Below are 15208 nucleotides of genomic sequence, written 5' to 3' on the forward strand. Positions count from 1 at the left end.
TTAAATTGTAAACAATTAAATTTAACGTGTCAATTTTTTATTTATAAAAAAAGCTTACCTCCTTGAGAGATAAGCCTTTTAATACATCGTGCTATTCGCGAATTTGTCCTGTTCCTTTAATGATATATTTTGTAGAAGTTAATGCAGGAAGCCCCATCGGTCCTCTTGCATGAAGCTTTTGTGTACTGATGCCGATTTCTGCTCCGTAGCCAAATTCAAAGCCATCGGTAAAACGGGTCGACGCGTTATGATAGACCGCGGCGGCGTCTACAGCCGTTTGAAAGTAAGCCGCATGCTGATCGTTTTCAGTTAAAATGGCTTCAGAATGATTAGTGCCGTATTTCTGGATATGCTGCACAGCTTCCTGTACACTTTCAACCGTCTTTACACTGATGACAGGCCCTAAGTATTCCGTTCCCCAATCTTCTTCTGACGCCTGTTTGCTTGAAGAATGAAGCCCGCATACGAATTCATCGCCGCGGATTTCGACTCCCGCTTTTTCCAGCTGCGTCAGCAATTCTTTTCCGTGCTGCTCTGCCCATGCTTTGTGGATCAGCAGTGATTCAATCGCGTTGCACACGGAAGGGCGCTGCGTTTTGGCGTTTATGACAATCTTTTCAGCCATTTGCTGATTTGCCGTTTCATCTATGAAAATATGACAGTTGCCGGCTCCGGTTTCTAATACCGGGACTGTTGATTCTCTTACAACGAGATCGATCAGTTTTTTTCCTCCACGCGGAATCAATACATCCAATCCGTCATTTAACGTAAAGAGTTCTTTTGCTGTCTCTCTGCTGGTATCCTCAATCAGCTGCACAGCGTTGATTGGAAGCGCTGATTGCTCAAGCGCTCTGTGAATAACACTGACGAGTGCTTTGTTGCTGTGAATGGCCGAGGAGCTCCCCCGCAGGACAACCGCATTTCCTGTTTTCAGGCAAAGGGTAGCCGCATCAACTGTGACGTTTGGCCTCGCCTCGTAAATCATTCCGGCAACACCGAGCGGCACACGGATTTTTTCAATAAACAGGCCGTTCGCTTTTTCAATTGTTTCAAGAGATTCGCCGACTGGGTCAGCCAGATCAATCAATAGCTCTACCGCGTCCGCGATGTCGCGTATGCGTTTCTCATCCAGCGTGAGACGGTCAATGACATCGGGTGTTAACCCATTTGCTTTTCCGTTCTCAATGTCTTTTGCATTTTCCGATAAGAGAAAATCCAATTTTTTACGGAGTCCATTTGCAATGAGACTGAGCGCCTCATTTTTTTCAGCCGTTGTTTTCATCATCATTTCAGCTGCTGCTTCTTTCGCCAGCGTCGATTTTACAGAAACTTCACTCATTTTTCCGCCCCCTAGTCTTTTAAGTTGACCCAGTCATTCCTGTGAATGACCTCAAACGTTTTGTCAAAATCAAGCTCATTGCTTCGTTTTCCTTTTGCCTCCATAATCTCCTCAGATGAATAATGGGTCTGGCCTTTGCCGATCACACCGCCCGGTCCCCGGACTTCCACGACAGCCCCTTTTGGAAAGCTTCCGTTCACGCCCACTACGCCAGCCGGTAAAAGACTGCTTCCGTTATGAACCATCGCCTCTTCGGCACCCGCGTCAATGACGATTTCCCCTGATATCGGCGAGTGGAATTGAATCCATTGTCTCGTATTGTTGACTGAGGATAGCTCCTTGTCGCCGATATAAGTCCCATCTCCCCTGCCATCTAAAATATCCGCCAGCTTTTGTTCGCCGCTGCCTGTTCCGATGAATACTTTGACCCCAAGAGACAGTGCGGTTTGTGCAGCTAACAGCTTTGATTTCATACCGCCCGTGCCGACCCTTGATCCGGCTGAACCCGCGTATCCCAGCAATTCAGGGGTGATCTCCGGCAAATAATCAAATCGTTTCGCATCACGATTTTCATTTGGATTGGCATCATACAGCCCGTTAATGTCAGTCAGGATCATGAGCTGGTCTGCATGAATTAATCCGCTGACCAAAGCAGAGAGCATATCATTGTCGCCAAAAGTCAATTCTTCAACAGACGTAGAATCATTTTCATTAATAACCGGGATAACACCGCGCTCCAGTAATTCCATAATCGTTGCATACGCGTTTCGATACCGCTCTCTCTTCGAAAAATCATTTCTCGTCAAAAGGATTTGTCCCGGGGTAAGTGAGTATTGTTTAAATTGATTCATGTATTGCTGCATTAACAGTGTTTGTCCGACCGCGGCTGCCGCCTGCTTTCCCTTGAGGGTAACAGGACGGGACGGATAACCGAGACTGGAAAACCCCGCCGCTACTGCTCCCGAGGTAATCAAAATCATTTCATGCCCCGCTTTTTTCAAAAGAGAAATTGCCTGAACGTGTTCTCTGATTTTTACCTCATCAATGCTTCCTTTGCTATTTGTAAGCGAACTGCTTCCTATCTTCACTACTATTCTTTGTTTTTTCATTTATTCTCCTCCGCGGCTCTTCGCCAGCCAACTTACAATAAAAAACCCATTTCATCCTCATTAATAAGGACGAAATGGGTTTCCGTGGTACCACCTTGTTTGAACGCACTTCAGCACGTTCCGCTTCCCTGTAACGCCAGGTTATGCGCCTAGGTTTTCCCCCTAAGACTCCGAGGCAGGTTCGGCAGGTTTCATGCGGCAAAATGTTTCAGCTACTCATTTTGCTCTCTGTCACAGAAAGGTCTGCTTACTAATCCTCTTCAACGCTCAATGATTTTTTTATATTATGCAAAGAAAAAAGCCTCTTGTCAAGGTTTTTTCCACATCAAAAAAGCCCGCATTGCGCGGGCGTCTGGCAGTCTAGTTAAAGACAATGGTTTTATTTTCGTGAACGATCACGCGGTCTTCCAGGTGCCATTTCACAGCGCGGGCAAGAACGCTGCGTTCAATCGTTCTGCCGATATTTTTCAGCGCGTCGGCATTATCGCGGTGGTCAACACGCTCAATGTCCTGTTCAATGATCGGCCCTTCATCAAGGTCATTTGTGACATAGTGAGAAGTTGCGCCAATTAATTTGACCCCACGCTCATAAGCCCGTTTATACGGATTGGCACCGATAAAAGCAGGAAGGAAGGAATGGTGGATATTGATGATACGATTCGGATGAGCCGACACAAAATCAGGCGTTAAGATCTGCATGTAGCGAGCAAGAACGATCACATCAATATCATATTGCTCCAGCAGTTCAAGCTGCTGTTTCTCAACTTCCGCTCTGATATCTTTGTTCGCTTTTAAATAGTGGAATGGAATGTTCAGCGGTTCAACAAGGTCTCTCGCATCTTCATGGTTGCTGATGACAACCGCGATTTCCGCCATGAGATTGCCTGTTTGCCATTCCCAAATGAGCTCATGCAGACAGTGAAGCTCCTTTGATACAAAAATAGCGACACGCTTCAGCTCGCTGGCCATCGTTAAGCTCCACGTCATGTCAAAGGTATCCGCAATAGACGAAAACGCGTCCTGAAGTTTTTCTTTTTTCTCCTGAATGCCTTCACAGTCGAAGTCAATTCTCAGGAAAAAACGCCCGCCTTCAGGATCTGTCGTATATTGATTGGATTCAATAATATTGGCGCCATGTTCTAATAAAAACGCAGAAACCGCAGCAACAATTCCCGGCTGATCGGGACAGCTGACCAAGAGACGCCCTTTATCTTCATTTCCGTCACGGTATTCTTTTAACCGCTGGGTCATATATGATTTCATGAATAATCCCTCTTATCTTTGTAAGTCTAAACTAATTATCCATTATACTGAAGATTTGATAAAAATCAATTTATGACAGAATTTTTAAACCGACGGCCGAGCACAAGATTAAAGCGATAAAGAAGATCCGTTTGGCGTCTTTCGGCTCATTGTAAAAGAGAATGCCGATAAGCGCCCCGCCCGCGGTGCCGATTCCTGTCCAAACGGCGTAAGCGGTGCCCATCGGAATGGTTTCCATAGCAAAAGATAATAAGGAAAATGAGGCGGCAAAACCGATAATGATCAGCACTACCCATTTGGGGCTTTTTTCTTTCGCAAATTGATTCATAAGTGCGACGCCTGCCATTTCCAAAAATCCCGCGCCTAATAAACTGATCCAATGAAGCATTATGCCTCGCCTCCTTTTTCATCAGCCTCATCCTGTGTCACAAGCTTCAATCCGATCACACCGATTAAGAGCACGCCGATTAACAAAAGCTTCGGCAATCCGACCGGTTCGTGAAACAGAAACATTTCACTCATCACCGTTCCTGCCGTGCCAAGGCCTGTAAAGACGGCGTATACGGTACCGACCGGCAGGCTGGCTGTCGCCTTCATTAACAAATAAAAGCTAACTATGATACCGACGGCAGTTCCGCTCCATGTTAAGACTGAGTCAGCATGCTTTAAGCCCACAACCCAAACAACCTCAAACACGGCGGCTAGCACAACCAATCCCCATTTCATATCACATCATTCCTTTCTATTTATGCAATAAAATTCTCCGAAAACAAAAAAACCCCGGACAGTCGACTCATAATGAGCTTGACTCTCCCGGGCTTTTTTCCCTCCGTGTGCATATGCGCTGTTATGATGCGCATATGTGTTTTCTCTCGGACCAGTCCATGTTAATTAACATGCGGAACCCTAGAAAACTTTATCTGGTCTTATGATACTACACCTCGACGCTGTCTTCAATTGTAAGATTTTCTTTCATACACAGCGATCGGTTTATTCCATTTTCTGATCGTCCGGCTGTAAAGCATGCCGATTTTCTCTGCCACCCGTAAAGACGCTTTGTTATCCGGGTCAATCAAAGCCGCAATTTTGCCGTACTGCCGCTCCTTGAAACCATAGTCCAGGCAGGCTTTGGCCGCTTCTTGCGCATAGCCGTTTCCCCAGTGCCGGCGGGCAAACATATAGCCGATTTCCATTGCCGTTTCATTTTCGGTTTGCTGAGGCACGATTCCGCATTGGCCTAAAAAATCCCCCGTCTGTATGTCTTCGGCGATCCAGAGACTGACCCGGTACCCTTTTTCATTTCTTTTGTTCCAAGCAATCCACTCGCGGGTTTGCCGTTTATCTTTTAAACCGGAATAATATTTCATCACTTCAGGGTCGCTGAAAAGCTCAAGTAAAGATTCTTGATCCCGGTCCTCCATACAGCGCAAACGAATCCGTTCGGTCACAAGCTTCGTTTCAGCGCGCATTTTTGATCATATCCTGCTTCCATTCTTTTTTAAGGGCTTCAATATGAGCTTGATGATAGCGATTATGATCCGCCATATGCCATATCCCCCATCTTACTGTTGCCTTGTCACCCTCGTAAGAAAGCGTCTGATGCAAATCGTTCTCCGTCAAGGTCTTACATACCGATTTCAGCTCGTTTATGACATGTTGATGTCTTGTCAAAAGTTCTTCTAAACCCAGCTGATTCTTTGGTTCAGGCAATCGTCCGCTTTCATCTGTCATCGGGCCGTAAATGTCTTCAATATGTTCTGGGACCCGATTCTCCTTTATGCGCCACACCCATCTGATATCAACATTTGCGATATGCTGCATCAGCTGTGCCGTGCTGTTTTTTGTTTGACAGCACCCCTTATAATATAGCTCTCTGTGAGTCATGCGGCTAACAATGGATGCCAGACGGAGGCTGTTTTCTTCCACTGCGGAATACAGCAGACTGACTGTCGGCGCCATGTCTTTTCTAATGAATAAGTCCCTCATGTTCCATTCCCTCCTTACCTATGTGTACATTTTGACGTAAGGGGGAACATTTCCTTTGCAGAAGGCACAATCTAATCTATCAAAAAAGCGCCGAAAGAATGTCGGCAGCACATTTAATTGTTATTCCCAGGCTTGTACAAATACGGATCATGGTGCGCATCGTTGGATGTATTCAAATCGAGTGAGATGTCACCGCGGTCATTTAACGTGCCGAGCGTGACCAAAGACAGCTGTTTTGGGCTGTGTCCTTTTTCCTCAAGCTTTTCAAACAGCCAGCTTCGGTTTTTTTGAAGGTACTTCAAATTGTGATCAAGGATCTCACCGTCCAATATGAGGGGAATCGGGATAAAGTTCCGTTCAGCCTCCATATTCAAATCCCGCACCTGCACTGCTCTCGCTTCTTCTGTCGGGATCACGCTTACTTCTCCCGTTTCTTCAATGATGGCAAGATCAATATCAGCCGGATCAGCATAGCCTTTTTCTCTCAGTTTTCCGAGCAGCTCATTGACGGTCAGTCTCTCTTTTTTGAGTCCACGCTCATCGATATCCCCGTTCCGGATTAACACTGTCGGACTGACCACCAGCAGCCATCTCCACTTATTAGAAAGAGCAAGCTTGCTCATCAGAAGATAAAGCAATAAAAAGGCGCCTGCGTAATAAATAGACATTGGCAGCTTGGATGTGAGGATCGGCTCACTGATGATGGTTCCGATTGCAAAGGTCAAAAGCAAATCAAAATTGTTCATTTGTGATACGGCTTTTTTTCCGGCAAGCCGAAACAAAATATAAGCAATCGAAAACACGATAACAGGCTTGAATAAAAATGCCCATACCATCCATAACACTGATCATTGCCCTCCATCCGCTAGTCATAATGAATATATTGTTCCCTGTAACTGAAACGCTATGCATATCTTACCTCTTCATCCAAATAGGCGAACGTGCAGAATGCAGGCACATAACATAGTAGAAAGTCATGTTATTGGAGGGACAGCATGAAACATCAGCATAAGAGTGCCAATTGGCACTATGAAAGCATACAGTCAAAATCCGCAGCCTATCAGCCATACCATACAGCTGACAGGCTGGCCGGTTTAGAGCTTAAAATGGAGCATTTGATCAGAGCCATCGAGGTGAACAATGAATTGCTGAGAACGATTCAAGAGCAGCAAAATCGCGTATGCACAAATGGAGGCGGATCAGTCATTGTGCGGATGTAGAAGAAGGCGCTCGTCCGCCTTCTTCTATTTTCCTAAAAAAAGCCCTTCTCATATAAGAGAAGAGCTGCGTGTATTAAGAAATGGACTGTGCGATGCTTAATTGAGGACCGAACAGTTCGTAATGAATAGACTCTGGCGCTGACCCGAGCTCCGATACAAGCTTATGCATTTGAGTGATAAATGACGGTGAACCGCAAATATAATAATCCGCATCTGTATTGGCGATCAGGCTTTTGAGGAACTGCTGGTCAATTTGACCTTCATGAAATTGAATGTCACCCGCGCGGTCTTCTTCTGTCGGCTCGCGATACACAAATGCCGTTTTAACAGAAGAATGCTCTGCTGCCTCTTCTGCTTCATCGCGCAGCGCGTGGTATTCACTATTTTTCGCGGCATGGATAAACAGAATCTGCCGCTCAGGCTGTTTGGAAACTGATGTTTTCAGCATGCTGATCATCGGTGTGATGCCAACTCCGGCACTAAGCAAAACGAGATCTTTGCGGGATGAAGAATCTAAAACAAAATCTCCTGCCGGTGCACTGATTTCTAATGAATCCCCCTCATGCAGCCCTTCGTGTAAATAAGAAGACACAGCACCGTCTTTCTTAACTGAAATTCGATAATAGTCTTTTCCCGGCATATCAGACAAGCTGTATTGACGGATATGCGTATATTCAGAATCAGGAATCCGGACTTTAATGCTGATATACTGCCCTGCTTGAAATTCAGGTAACGGCTTGCCGTCTTCCGGTTTCAAATAGAAGGATGTTATTTCTTTGCTTTCACGCACTTTTTTCGCAACGACGAAAGACTTATACTCCTTCCATCCGCCAGTTTGGTGTTCCGCTTGTTCATACATTTCTTCTTCAATTCCGATAAAAGCGTCAGCTATAACTCCATACGCTTTCTCCCACGCCTGCATAATGTCAGGGGTCGCTGCATCTCCCAAAACATCTTTAATCGCAATCAGCAAATATTTGCCGACAATCGGATAATGTTCAGGCTTAATACCGATACTGCGGTGTTTATGGCCGATTTGTTTGACGACCGGAATGATATTGCCAAGCTGGTCAATATTGGCTGCAGCTGCAATAACGGCATTTGCCAGAGCGGTACGCTGTGTTTTTTTCTTTTGATTTGTTTGATTAAAAATGTTTAAAAGCTCAGGATGATCTTGGAACATGAGGTCGTAAAAACGTCCTGTAATAGATTCTCCGTGCTGCTGTAATACTGGTACAGTGCTTTTTATGATTTCGATTGTTTTGTTATCTAACATCGTTTAACAACCCTTCCGAAAAGATGTATTTAAAATATATCTTTAAAATACATGATCTTACCTTTAAAAGATATATTCAAAATGAATCTTTAATAAAGTTGTCACAAAATTATCAATTTAACGTGACAATTGTTGCTTTTTTATAGAATCCCCTAGCAAAAACGGACTAACCTTTGTAATGATCACCATTATCAGCAAATTAATAGAAGGCACAAAAAAACCCAAAACAACGTATGTTTTGGGTTTCATGTTTTACCAAGGCTTGTCTGTTCCAAGCGCATTTGCCAGCGCCTGACTGTGTTTTTTTCGGTTTTTCCGTTCACTGGCACGCTGAACCGCTGTGTTATGCAGCATGATTTCCTCTTCTGTTTCCGGTACAACTCTCGGCACAGGCACCGGCTTGCCGTTTGAGTCTAATGCGACAAAGGTCAAAAAGGATGTCGCGGCGAGCTCCCGTTGACCAGTCATCAGATGCTCTTTGATGACTTTCACAAACACCTCCATGGAAGATGTGCCGACCCAAGTCACATATGATTCCAAGCAGACAGACTCCCTTTGCCCGATCGGTTTCAGAAAATCGACAGAGTCCATCGAAGCCGTTACCGTATCACGTCTGCAATGGCGCGCTGCGGAAATAGAGGCAATATCATCGATATAACTCATCAGTTTTCCGCCAAACAGCGTATTATGATTGTTCGTATCGAGAGGGAATACCCTGCTGGTTTTCACAACCTTTGACTCTTTACAATATTTTGTTTCCTGTGCTTCCATACCTTTCTCCCCTTTGATGTCTGATCGATTAGTAAATGCACTCATATTCTCCTATTAAACAATATTCTCATCCATTTGTCTAAAATTTAAAATGATTGGTCTGTCAGGTTTTCTTTCTTAAATGTTTAATGATTTGGCTGACGAGGGAATAATATACGTATTCTTCACACGGTCAGGAGGAGAAACAAATGGATGTATCCGTTCCAAAACATCAGCACAAAACGGTATGCCAAACAGAATATGACACCTTGAAGAAAGTTATTTTATGCAAACCCGAGCATATGACAATTAAGGACGTTATTAATGAAACCCAAAAACATTTTGAAGATGACAATATTCAGGTCAAATCCGCCAAAGAGCAGCACAAACGCTTAGTAGAAGAGCTCAGGTCACACAGCATTGAGGTCATCCTTTTGCCTGTTCAGCACGGACTGCCTGAGCAGGTATTTACCCGGGATATCGGTTTTGTCATCGGGGAAAAAGCCTTTCTTTCCAGCATGACTGAGCCCATTCGCCAAGGGGAAGAAGCTGTGATAAAAGAATTTTTCCACAATCAAGGGATTCCTTATACCCGGATGCTGGATACTAGCATTGAAGGCGGGGACGTCGTCATAGATGGTGATACCGTTTATGTCGGAATCAGCCAGCGCACGGACATCTCAGCGGTCGGCCAGCTGCAAGAAGAGCTTCCTGAATATACCATCATCCCAGTTCCGCTCCATGAAAAATTTCTGCATCTGGACTGCGTATTTAATATTATTTCTGAAAGCGAAGCATTAATCTACCCTGAAGCCCTTCCGCAGCAGGAAGTCGATATGCTGGCAGAGCGTTACAATCTCATTGAGGTACCCGAAAACGAACAATTTACACTTGGCACCAACGTCCTGTCTATCGGCAGAAAAACCATCATCAGCCTGCCGGGCAATCGTCATGTGAATCGTGAATTATCCAAAAGAGGCTATCACATCATCGAAATTGACTTGTCAGAAATTATCAAATCAGGCGGTTCCTTCAGATGCTGTACGATGCCGCTCATTCGAGGCGAATGAAGAATATTCCCCTTTTTCATGTTTTGAACAGCGTATTTCTTTAAGATACGTTAATATAGAGATGACATCATTTTTAAGGGGGAAATCGCATGACAAAGTACATAGGATATGTCGGAACATATACAAAAGGCGGAAGTGAAGGCATTTATTCATTCGAGCTGGATACTGAGAAAAAAACACTCAGCGAGCCAAAACTTGCCGCAAAGCTGGGAAACCCCACATATGTGACGCCGAATAAAGACAACACGATTCTTTATTCAATTGAAAAAGCAGACGGTAAAGGCGGTATTGCTGCCTATAAAATCGATAAAAACAGCGGCGAATTAACATTTCTGAATCATCAGTTAATCGATGGCCCATCGCCATGCCACGTGAGCGTCGATGATCATCAGCAATTCGTATTGACAGCCAACTATCACAGCGGGAAGGTGCACGCTTTTCCGGTTCAACAAGACGGAGGTTTGCAATCTCCCGCTTCAGAAGCCGCCCATACAGGAAAGGGTCCGCATGAGAGACAGGAAAAGCCGCATACACACTATGCGGGCTTTACACCTGAACATAATTATGTCGTAGCGGTTGACTTAGGAACAGATAAACTGTACACCTATAAGCTGAAAGACGGTGAATTAACTGAATCCGGAAGCCATTCCTTCGCTCCCGGTGCAGGCCCTCGTCATATCGCTTTTCACCCGAAAGAAAAATACGCATATGTCATGACAGAATTAAGCAATGAAGTGATCGCGCTTGAATACAATCCGACAGCCGGCGAATTCAGAGAACTTCAAGTCGTCTCTGCCATCCCTGATGATTTCACAGATAACAGCCAGGGAAGCGCCATTCACGTCACTCAGGATGGGCGTTTTGTTTACGTTGCAAACCGCGGCCATGACAGCATCGCTGTGTTTGAAGTGAATCAATATTCAGGCGAGCTGGCATTTGTGGAAAGAGTATCGACTGAAGGAAACTGGCCTCGTGACTTTGTGCTGGATCCAACGGAGACCTTCCTCGTTGCTTCAAATGAAGAAACAGGCAATCTCGTATTGTTTGAAAGAGACACAGAGACAGGCCGGCTGACGCTGCTTCCTTCAACCGTTTCTGTCCCTTATCCGGTGTGCGTAAAATTTTTACAGCAATCATAAAAGAAAGCTGGCTCCCAACAACGGAGCCAGCTTTTTGTTTATCTTACCTTTTCTTTCGTTTCAGCATTTCGATATAAATGGCAGGCAACGAAACGGCCGGCTTCGATTTCTTGAAGCAAAGGGCGTGATTCTCCGCATTCAGGCATCGCCTCCGGGCAGCGCGTCCGAAACACACAGCCGCTCGGCGGATGTACCGGACTCGGCAGCTCCCCTTTTAAAATGATGCGCTCACGCTTGTCCTCTAATTCAGGGTCCGGAATCGGAATCGAGGACAGCAGCGCCTTCGTATACGGGTGCAGCGGTTCACGATACAATGTGCCGCTATCTGTAATTTCCATCATGTGGCCTAAGTACATAACGCCGATCCTGTCGCTGATATGCTTTACCATCGATAAATCATGGGCAATAAACAGGAATGTGAGCCCTTTTTCTTTTTGAAGCCGCTTCAGCAGGTTGACCACTTGCGCCTGAACCGACACATCAAGCGCAGAAATCGGTTCGTCCGCTACGATAAACTCCGGATTCAATGAAAGCGCTCTGGCAATCCCGATTCTCTGCCTTTGACCGCCGCTGAATTCATGCGGGTAACGGCTGCCGAAATCCGGGTGAAGCCCCACTGCCTCCAGCAGCTCGTCCACAACGAGAAGCCGCGCTTTACGGGTATTGTAAAGATTGTGAATTTCCATCGGCTCTAGAATGATTTCTCGAACGGTCATCCGCGGATTGAGCGATGCATAAGGGTCCTGAAAAATCATCTGCAGTTTGCGGTTATAGGCAAACTGCTCTTTCTCACTGAGGGCGTGAAGATTTGTTCCGCGGTATTTGACGCTTCCTTCTGTGGGATGGTAAAGACGCATCAGCACTCTTCCCAAGGTTGATTTCCCGCAGCCGGATTCTCCGACAAGCCCGAACGTCTCCCCCTCATGAATCTGGAAGGTTACCCCGTCGACCGCTTTGACTGTTCGCTTTTTCCCTGCGTCAAAATGCATTTTCAGCTGACTGACCTCTAGCAGTGGTGTCATGTGTCTCCCTCCTCATTCTGAAAAACAGCGGCGTGCCGCACAAAGCTCTTTTTCATATCCTGTATCTTTCAGCGTGATGATTTCGATCGATTTCCCTGTTTTAGGAGAATGGAGCATTTTTCCGTCTCCTATGGACAGGCCAACGTGATGAATTGCTCCTTTTCCTTCCTCATATGCAAAAAACAGCAGATCACCGGTACCGATGTCGTGAAGCGGCACTTCCTTCCCTGTTTTCGCCTGGTCTCCCGCATCTCGGGGAATTCTGTATCCATTTGCTTTAAATACGCTGTACATAAAACCAGAGCAGTCAAATCCAAACCCGCTTATACCTCCCCATAAATAAGGAAGCCCGAGAAAACTTGCCCCTGTCTGAATGATGTCTTCCGCCGTTCCTTTCTTATTCCGAACAAGCGCCGCATCAGTTTGTCGCAGGAGCCTATCTCCAAAAGGAGTCGATACCTTGAAAAAGCCGTCCTCTTCCCCAATGAGAGGCAGAGCAGTTAAGAAGCTCAGTTCAATTTCCTTATCTCCGGTATCCCCATACAAAAAAGCTGTTGGTTTGCTGACCGCCACGGTGTGATTCGATTGTGTGAGATTTGTGTTTTTCAGCTGGTTCTTTTTCATCCAGCCCGGATAACCGCGTTTATCCTTGCGGGATGACTGGCCGGGCACCACGACAGACACCCATTCATCCTGTTCTGCCGTGACCAGCACCTCCTCGCCAAAAAGAACCTGCGTCTGGATCACATTATCTGTACACAACCCAAGCCGCTGATCATAGGTCATGCTCTTCAGCCATTTTCTGATCGACACGGTTTGATCGAGCATTGTTTGATCAAATGGACGAGGTGTATCAGGTGCTGTCCATACGTTGGCAACTGCTGATATTACTGTATGGTTCATGTCTCCATCCCTCCTTTCTGATGCACGACTCCGGTAATGCCAAGACCAGGTTTGTCAGGCATCGTAATCGTGCTGCCGCTGTAAATAATCCCGCCCTTGATCAAATCCGTTTTCAGCATGAGCGGGGCGTCGAAATCAAAGCGGGTAATGTTTTTTTTGCTTGCCGCGAAATGCGCCGCAGCTGTTATGCCAAGCTTTGTTTCGATCATGCTGCCGACCATGCACTCCACCCCGCAAATCTCAGCCATGGCATTGATTTTCTCTGCACCGCTGATTCCTCCTGCCTTCATCAATTTAATATTGATCAGATCGGCGCTTCGGGTTTGAAGGACTTCGAATGCCTGTCGCGGAGTAAATACACTTTCATCAGCCATGATTGGGGTGTCCGTTGCATCCGTAACTTTCTTGAGCCCGGCAAGATCATCCTTATGGACAGGCTGCTCGACAAGCTCAATGTCCAGGCCGGCATCCTCCATTTTCCGAATGGCCGTTACCGCTTCTTTCGGCACCCATCCCTGATTGGCATCCAAACGCAGCTTTACCCCAGGCCCGACACGCTTTCTGATTTCTTGAATACGGGAGATATCTGTCTCAATGTCATCTCTGCCAACCTTTATTTTTAGCGTTTGAAAGCCTTGTTTAAGAAAGCTCTCTGCATCCGCCGCCATCTCTTCAGGCGAGTTCACACTGACGGTGTAGTCCGTTTCAAGTGTGCTTCGATATCCGCCGAGCATTTGGTAAAGCGGCTGTCCGCTCATCTGTGCCCAGCCATCGTATACAGCCATTTCTACAGCTGCTTTTGCGCTTTGATTCCCTTCCAGAAGATGCTGGATGTCATGCAGAATGGCCTCGCAGCCGGACAGTCTTCTTCCAAGCAGTGCCGGCTTTAAGACGTTGTGAATCGCACTTTCAATACTGTCCATGCTGTCTCCGGTAATCACAATCGTCGGAGGCGCTTCTCCCCATCCGATTGCGCCATTATCATAAGTGATCGTTACGATAACAGATTCAGCCGTATACACTGTGCGAAGCGCCGTTTTAAACGGCTTTGTCAGCGGCACGGCGACCCGTTTCGTGTCTATTTTTGTGATCTTCATACTCAAAGCGCCCCTTCAGAAACGCCCGCCTCAATGACGACCGTTTTTTCGGCTGTATCCATGGCAGCGTGCGCACCGATCGGAACGGCAATACTCGGCGAACAGTGGCCGATCTTAAACCCTCTAAGAGCTGGCCTTCCGGCGGACACAATATAGTCTTCGAGCACCTGCTCAAGTGTCAAAGATTTCTCCCGCTTCACCGGGATGCAGTTATGAAAATCACAAACAAGAATACCGGCTGCGTCCGCCAGCTTCCCTGCCATTTTCAGCTGATTCAGCATCCGGTCAATTTGATACGGCTCTTCATCAATGTCTTCAATAAACAGGAGCTTTCCCCTCGTATCAATTTCAAACGGCGTGCCGAGTGTCGATGACAGCAAGGAAAGATTGCCGCCGACAAGCTCTCCTTCCGCTTTTCCCGGAACAAGCACCGTCAGCGGAGAAAGCTTTTCTGTATAGATGAATACTGTCTCTTGAAACAGCTGCTCATATGACGCTTTTGTCAGGGGATGAACGTCTTCCAGGCCTATATCTGAGCTGAGCATCGGCCCGTGAAAAGTGACGAGGCCTGTGTTTTGATGGATGGCGGTATGTAAAAACGTAATATCACTGTATCCCCAAAAGATTTTAGGATGTTTGCGGAGCAAGCTGTAATCAATGCCTGAAGCGATCCGTCCCGTGCCAAAGCCTCCGCATGCGCACAGCACCGCTTTCACCTCCTGGTCTTTGAACATCTCGTGCAGATCAGCCAGCCGCTCATCATCCTGTCCAGCTAAATAGCCGTGCTGGTTTTTCAGCGCCTTGCCCAGCTTTACCTGAAGACCGAGTTCCTCTAAAAACAAAAGCGCCGTTTCAAGCTTTTTCGGATCAGGCGGGCTTGCAGGTGCGATGACACCGACTGTATCGCCTTTTTTCAGTGCGTTCGGCTTGTGATTCAACTCCGATCAGCTCCCTTCATTTGCTCTGCACCCTACGTATACGTGCAAATAAGAGAAAAAATACCGCTCCTTCACATAAAGAGAGCAGTATTTTCT

The 15208-nt window shown here is 46.3% G+C and carries 17 protein-coding genes and 1 riboswitch; of the genes, 3 read left to right on the forward strand and 14 right to left on the reverse strand.

Annotated features, from left to right (window positions below; all coding sequences use genetic code 11):
* Positions 1-91: 91 nt before the first annotated feature.
* From proA to H7F27_RS13870, 8 genes are all read right to left on the reverse strand, one after another.
* Positions 92-1339, reverse strand: a complete 1248-nt coding sequence (proA, locus tag H7F27_RS13835; protein ID WP_185848030.1) for a glutamate-5-semialdehyde dehydrogenase — start codon at positions 1337-1339, stop codon at positions 92-94.
* An 11-nt stretch (positions 1340-1350) separates the two neighbouring features.
* The gene (proB, locus tag H7F27_RS13840) at positions 1351-2448 is read right to left on the reverse strand and encodes a glutamate 5-kinase (protein ID WP_185848031.1); all 1098 of its coding nucleotides are present in this window, start codon (positions 2446-2448) and stop codon (positions 1351-1353) included.
* A 360-nt stretch (positions 2449-2808) separates the two neighbouring features.
* A complete protein-coding gene (gene purU / locus H7F27_RS13845) occupies positions 2809-3711 on the reverse strand; it encodes a formyltetrahydrofolate deformylase (RefSeq protein WP_185848032.1) in 903 nt (300 codons plus the stop codon).
* A 70-nt stretch (positions 3712-3781) separates the two neighbouring features.
* Complete coding sequence (locus tag H7F27_RS13850; RefSeq protein WP_024121116.1) at positions 3782-4099, reverse strand: DMT family transporter; 318 nt, start codon at positions 4097-4099, stop codon at positions 3782-3784.
* Positions 4099-4437 carry a DMT family transporter gene (locus tag H7F27_RS13855; RefSeq protein WP_024121115.1) on the reverse strand — a complete coding sequence of 113 codons (339 nt, stop codon included), beginning with the start codon at positions 4435-4437 and terminating at the stop codon, positions 4099-4101. The genes H7F27_RS13850 and H7F27_RS13855 overlap by 1 nt, the downstream gene beginning before the upstream one ends.
* A gap of 82 nt (positions 4438-4519) precedes the next feature.
* Positions 4520-4632, reverse strand: a riboswitch (guanidine-I (ykkC/yxkD leader).
* Positions 4633-4664: 32 nt separating this feature from the next.
* Complete coding sequence (locus H7F27_RS13860; RefSeq protein WP_095713471.1) at positions 4665-5180, reverse strand: GNAT family N-acetyltransferase; 516 nt, start codon at positions 5178-5180, stop codon at positions 4665-4667.
* Positions 5170-5697 (reverse strand): DinB family protein, encoded by a 528-nt coding sequence (locus H7F27_RS13865; protein WP_185848033.1) that lies wholly within the window; start codon positions 5695-5697, stop codon positions 5170-5172. Before H7F27_RS13865 ends, H7F27_RS13860 begins: the two co-directional genes overlap by 11 nt.
* Before the next feature lie 113 nt (positions 5698-5810).
* A complete protein-coding gene (locus H7F27_RS13870; protein ID WP_024121113.1) occupies positions 5811-6542 on the reverse strand; it encodes a DUF421 domain-containing protein in 732 nt (243 codons plus the stop codon).
* A gap of 150 nt (positions 6543-6692) precedes the next feature.
* Between H7F27_RS13870 and H7F27_RS13875 the strand changes: the two genes are divergently transcribed.
* Complete coding sequence (locus H7F27_RS13875; protein WP_106020431.1) at positions 6693-6917, forward strand: hypothetical protein; 225 nt, start codon at positions 6693-6695, stop codon at positions 6915-6917.
* Between the two features lie 73 nt (positions 6918-6990).
* On the opposite strand, the gene hmpA is transcribed toward H7F27_RS13875, so the two are convergent.
* Both hmpA and H7F27_RS13885 read right to left on the reverse strand, forming a co-directional pair.
* A complete protein-coding gene (gene hmpA, locus H7F27_RS13880) occupies positions 6991-8193 on the reverse strand; it encodes an NO-inducible flavohemoprotein (RefSeq protein ID WP_185848034.1) in 1203 nt (400 codons plus the stop codon).
* Between the two features lie 252 nt (positions 8194-8445).
* Complete coding sequence (locus tag H7F27_RS13885; RefSeq protein WP_185848035.1) at positions 8446-8964, reverse strand: acyl-CoA thioesterase; 519 nt, start codon at positions 8962-8964, stop codon at positions 8446-8448.
* 188 nt (positions 8965-9152) lie between these two features.
* Between H7F27_RS13885 and H7F27_RS13890 the strand changes: the two genes are divergently transcribed.
* The gene (locus tag H7F27_RS13890) at positions 9153-10013 is read left to right on the forward strand and encodes a dimethylarginine dimethylaminohydrolase family protein (protein WP_185848036.1); all 861 of its coding nucleotides are present in this window, start codon (positions 9153-9155) and stop codon (positions 10011-10013) included.
* An 89-nt stretch (positions 10014-10102) separates the two neighbouring features.
* Complete coding sequence (gene pgl, locus H7F27_RS13895) at positions 10103-11152, forward strand: 6-phosphogluconolactonase (RefSeq protein ID WP_185848037.1); 1050 nt, start codon at positions 10103-10105, stop codon at positions 11150-11152.
* Positions 11153-11190: 38 nt separating this feature from the next.
* On the opposite strand, the gene H7F27_RS13900 is transcribed toward pgl, so the two are convergent.
* From H7F27_RS13900 to H7F27_RS13915, 4 genes are read right to left on the reverse strand one after another with little or no spacing between them, the layout of a single operon-like run.
* On the reverse strand, positions 11191-12174 hold the full coding sequence (locus H7F27_RS13900; RefSeq protein ID WP_105953624.1) for an ABC transporter ATP-binding protein: 984 nt from the start codon (positions 12172-12174) through the stop codon (positions 11191-11193).
* 12 nt (positions 12175-12186) lie between these two features.
* A complete protein-coding gene (locus tag H7F27_RS13905) occupies positions 12187-13077 on the reverse strand; it encodes a gamma-D-glutamyl-L-lysine dipeptidyl-peptidase (protein ID WP_185848038.1) in 891 nt (296 codons plus the stop codon).
* Positions 13074-14174: an L-Ala-D/L-Glu epimerase gene (ykfB, locus tag H7F27_RS13910; protein WP_105953626.1), complete on the reverse strand. Its 1101-nt coding sequence runs from the start codon at positions 14172-14174 to the stop codon at positions 13074-13076. Before ykfB ends, H7F27_RS13905 begins: the two co-directional genes overlap by 4 nt.
* Before the next feature lie 2 nt (positions 14175-14176).
* Positions 14177-15112 (reverse strand): S66 peptidase family protein, encoded by a 936-nt coding sequence (locus tag H7F27_RS13915; protein ID WP_185848039.1) that lies wholly within the window; start codon positions 15110-15112, stop codon positions 14177-14179.
* Positions 15113-15208 lie beyond the last annotated feature (96 nt).

It is taken from the genome of Bacillus sp. PAMC26543, assembly GCF_014250375.1.
Lineage (GTDB): Bacteria > Bacillota > Bacilli > Bacillales > Bacillaceae > Bacillus > Bacillus halotolerans.

What these genes read in the sequence shown, in the direction of transcription:
- proA (WP_185848030.1), bottom strand. Translation starts at nt 1,339, where the DNA reads ATGAGTGAAGTTTCTGTAAAATCGACGCTGGCGAAAGAAGCAGCAGCT.
- proB (WP_185848031.1), bottom strand. Translation starts at nt 2,448, where the DNA reads ATGAAAAAACAAAGAATAGTAGTGAAGATAGGAAGCAGTTCGCTTACA.
- purU (WP_185848032.1), bottom strand. Translation starts at nt 3,711, where the DNA reads ATGAAATCATATATGACCCAGCGGTTAAAAGAATACCGTGACGGAAAT.
- H7F27_RS13850 (WP_024121116.1), bottom strand. Translation starts at nt 4,099, where the DNA reads ATGCTTCATTGGATCAGTTTATTAGGCGCGGGATTTTTGGAAATGGCA.
- H7F27_RS13855 (WP_024121115.1), bottom strand. Translation starts at nt 4,437, where the DNA reads ATGAAATGGGGATTGGTTGTGCTAGCCGCCGTGTTTGAGGTTGTTTGG.
- H7F27_RS13860 (WP_095713471.1), bottom strand. Translation starts at nt 5,180, where the DNA reads ATGCGCGCTGAAACGAAGCTTGTGACCGAACGGATTCGTTTGCGCTGT.
- H7F27_RS13865 (WP_185848033.1), bottom strand. Translation starts at nt 5,697, where the DNA reads ATGAGGGACTTATTCATTAGAAAAGACATGGCGCCGACAGTCAGTCTG.
- H7F27_RS13875 (WP_106020431.1), top strand. Translation starts at nt 6,693, where the DNA reads ATGAAACATCAGCATAAGAGTGCCAATTGGCACTATGAAAGCATACAG.
- hmpA (WP_185848034.1), bottom strand. Translation starts at nt 8,193, where the DNA reads ATGTTAGATAACAAAACAATCGAAATCATAAAAAGCACTGTACCAGTA.
- H7F27_RS13885 (WP_185848035.1), bottom strand. Translation starts at nt 8,964, where the DNA reads ATGGAAGCACAGGAAACAAAATATTGTAAAGAGTCAAAGGTTGTGAAA.
- H7F27_RS13890 (WP_185848036.1), top strand. Translation starts at nt 9,153, where the DNA reads ATGGATGTATCCGTTCCAAAACATCAGCACAAAACGGTATGCCAAACA.
- pgl (WP_185848037.1), top strand. Translation starts at nt 10,103, where the DNA reads ATGACAAAGTACATAGGATATGTCGGAACATATACAAAAGGCGGAAGT.
- H7F27_RS13900 (WP_105953624.1), bottom strand. Translation starts at nt 12,174, where the DNA reads ATGACACCACTGCTAGAGGTCAGTCAGCTGAAAATGCATTTTGACGCA.
- H7F27_RS13905 (WP_185848038.1), bottom strand. Translation starts at nt 13,077, where the DNA reads ATGAACCATACAGTAATATCAGCAGTTGCCAACGTATGGACAGCACCT.
- ykfB (WP_105953626.1), bottom strand. Translation starts at nt 14,174, where the DNA reads ATGAAGATCACAAAAATAGACACGAAACGGGTCGCCGTGCCGCTGACA.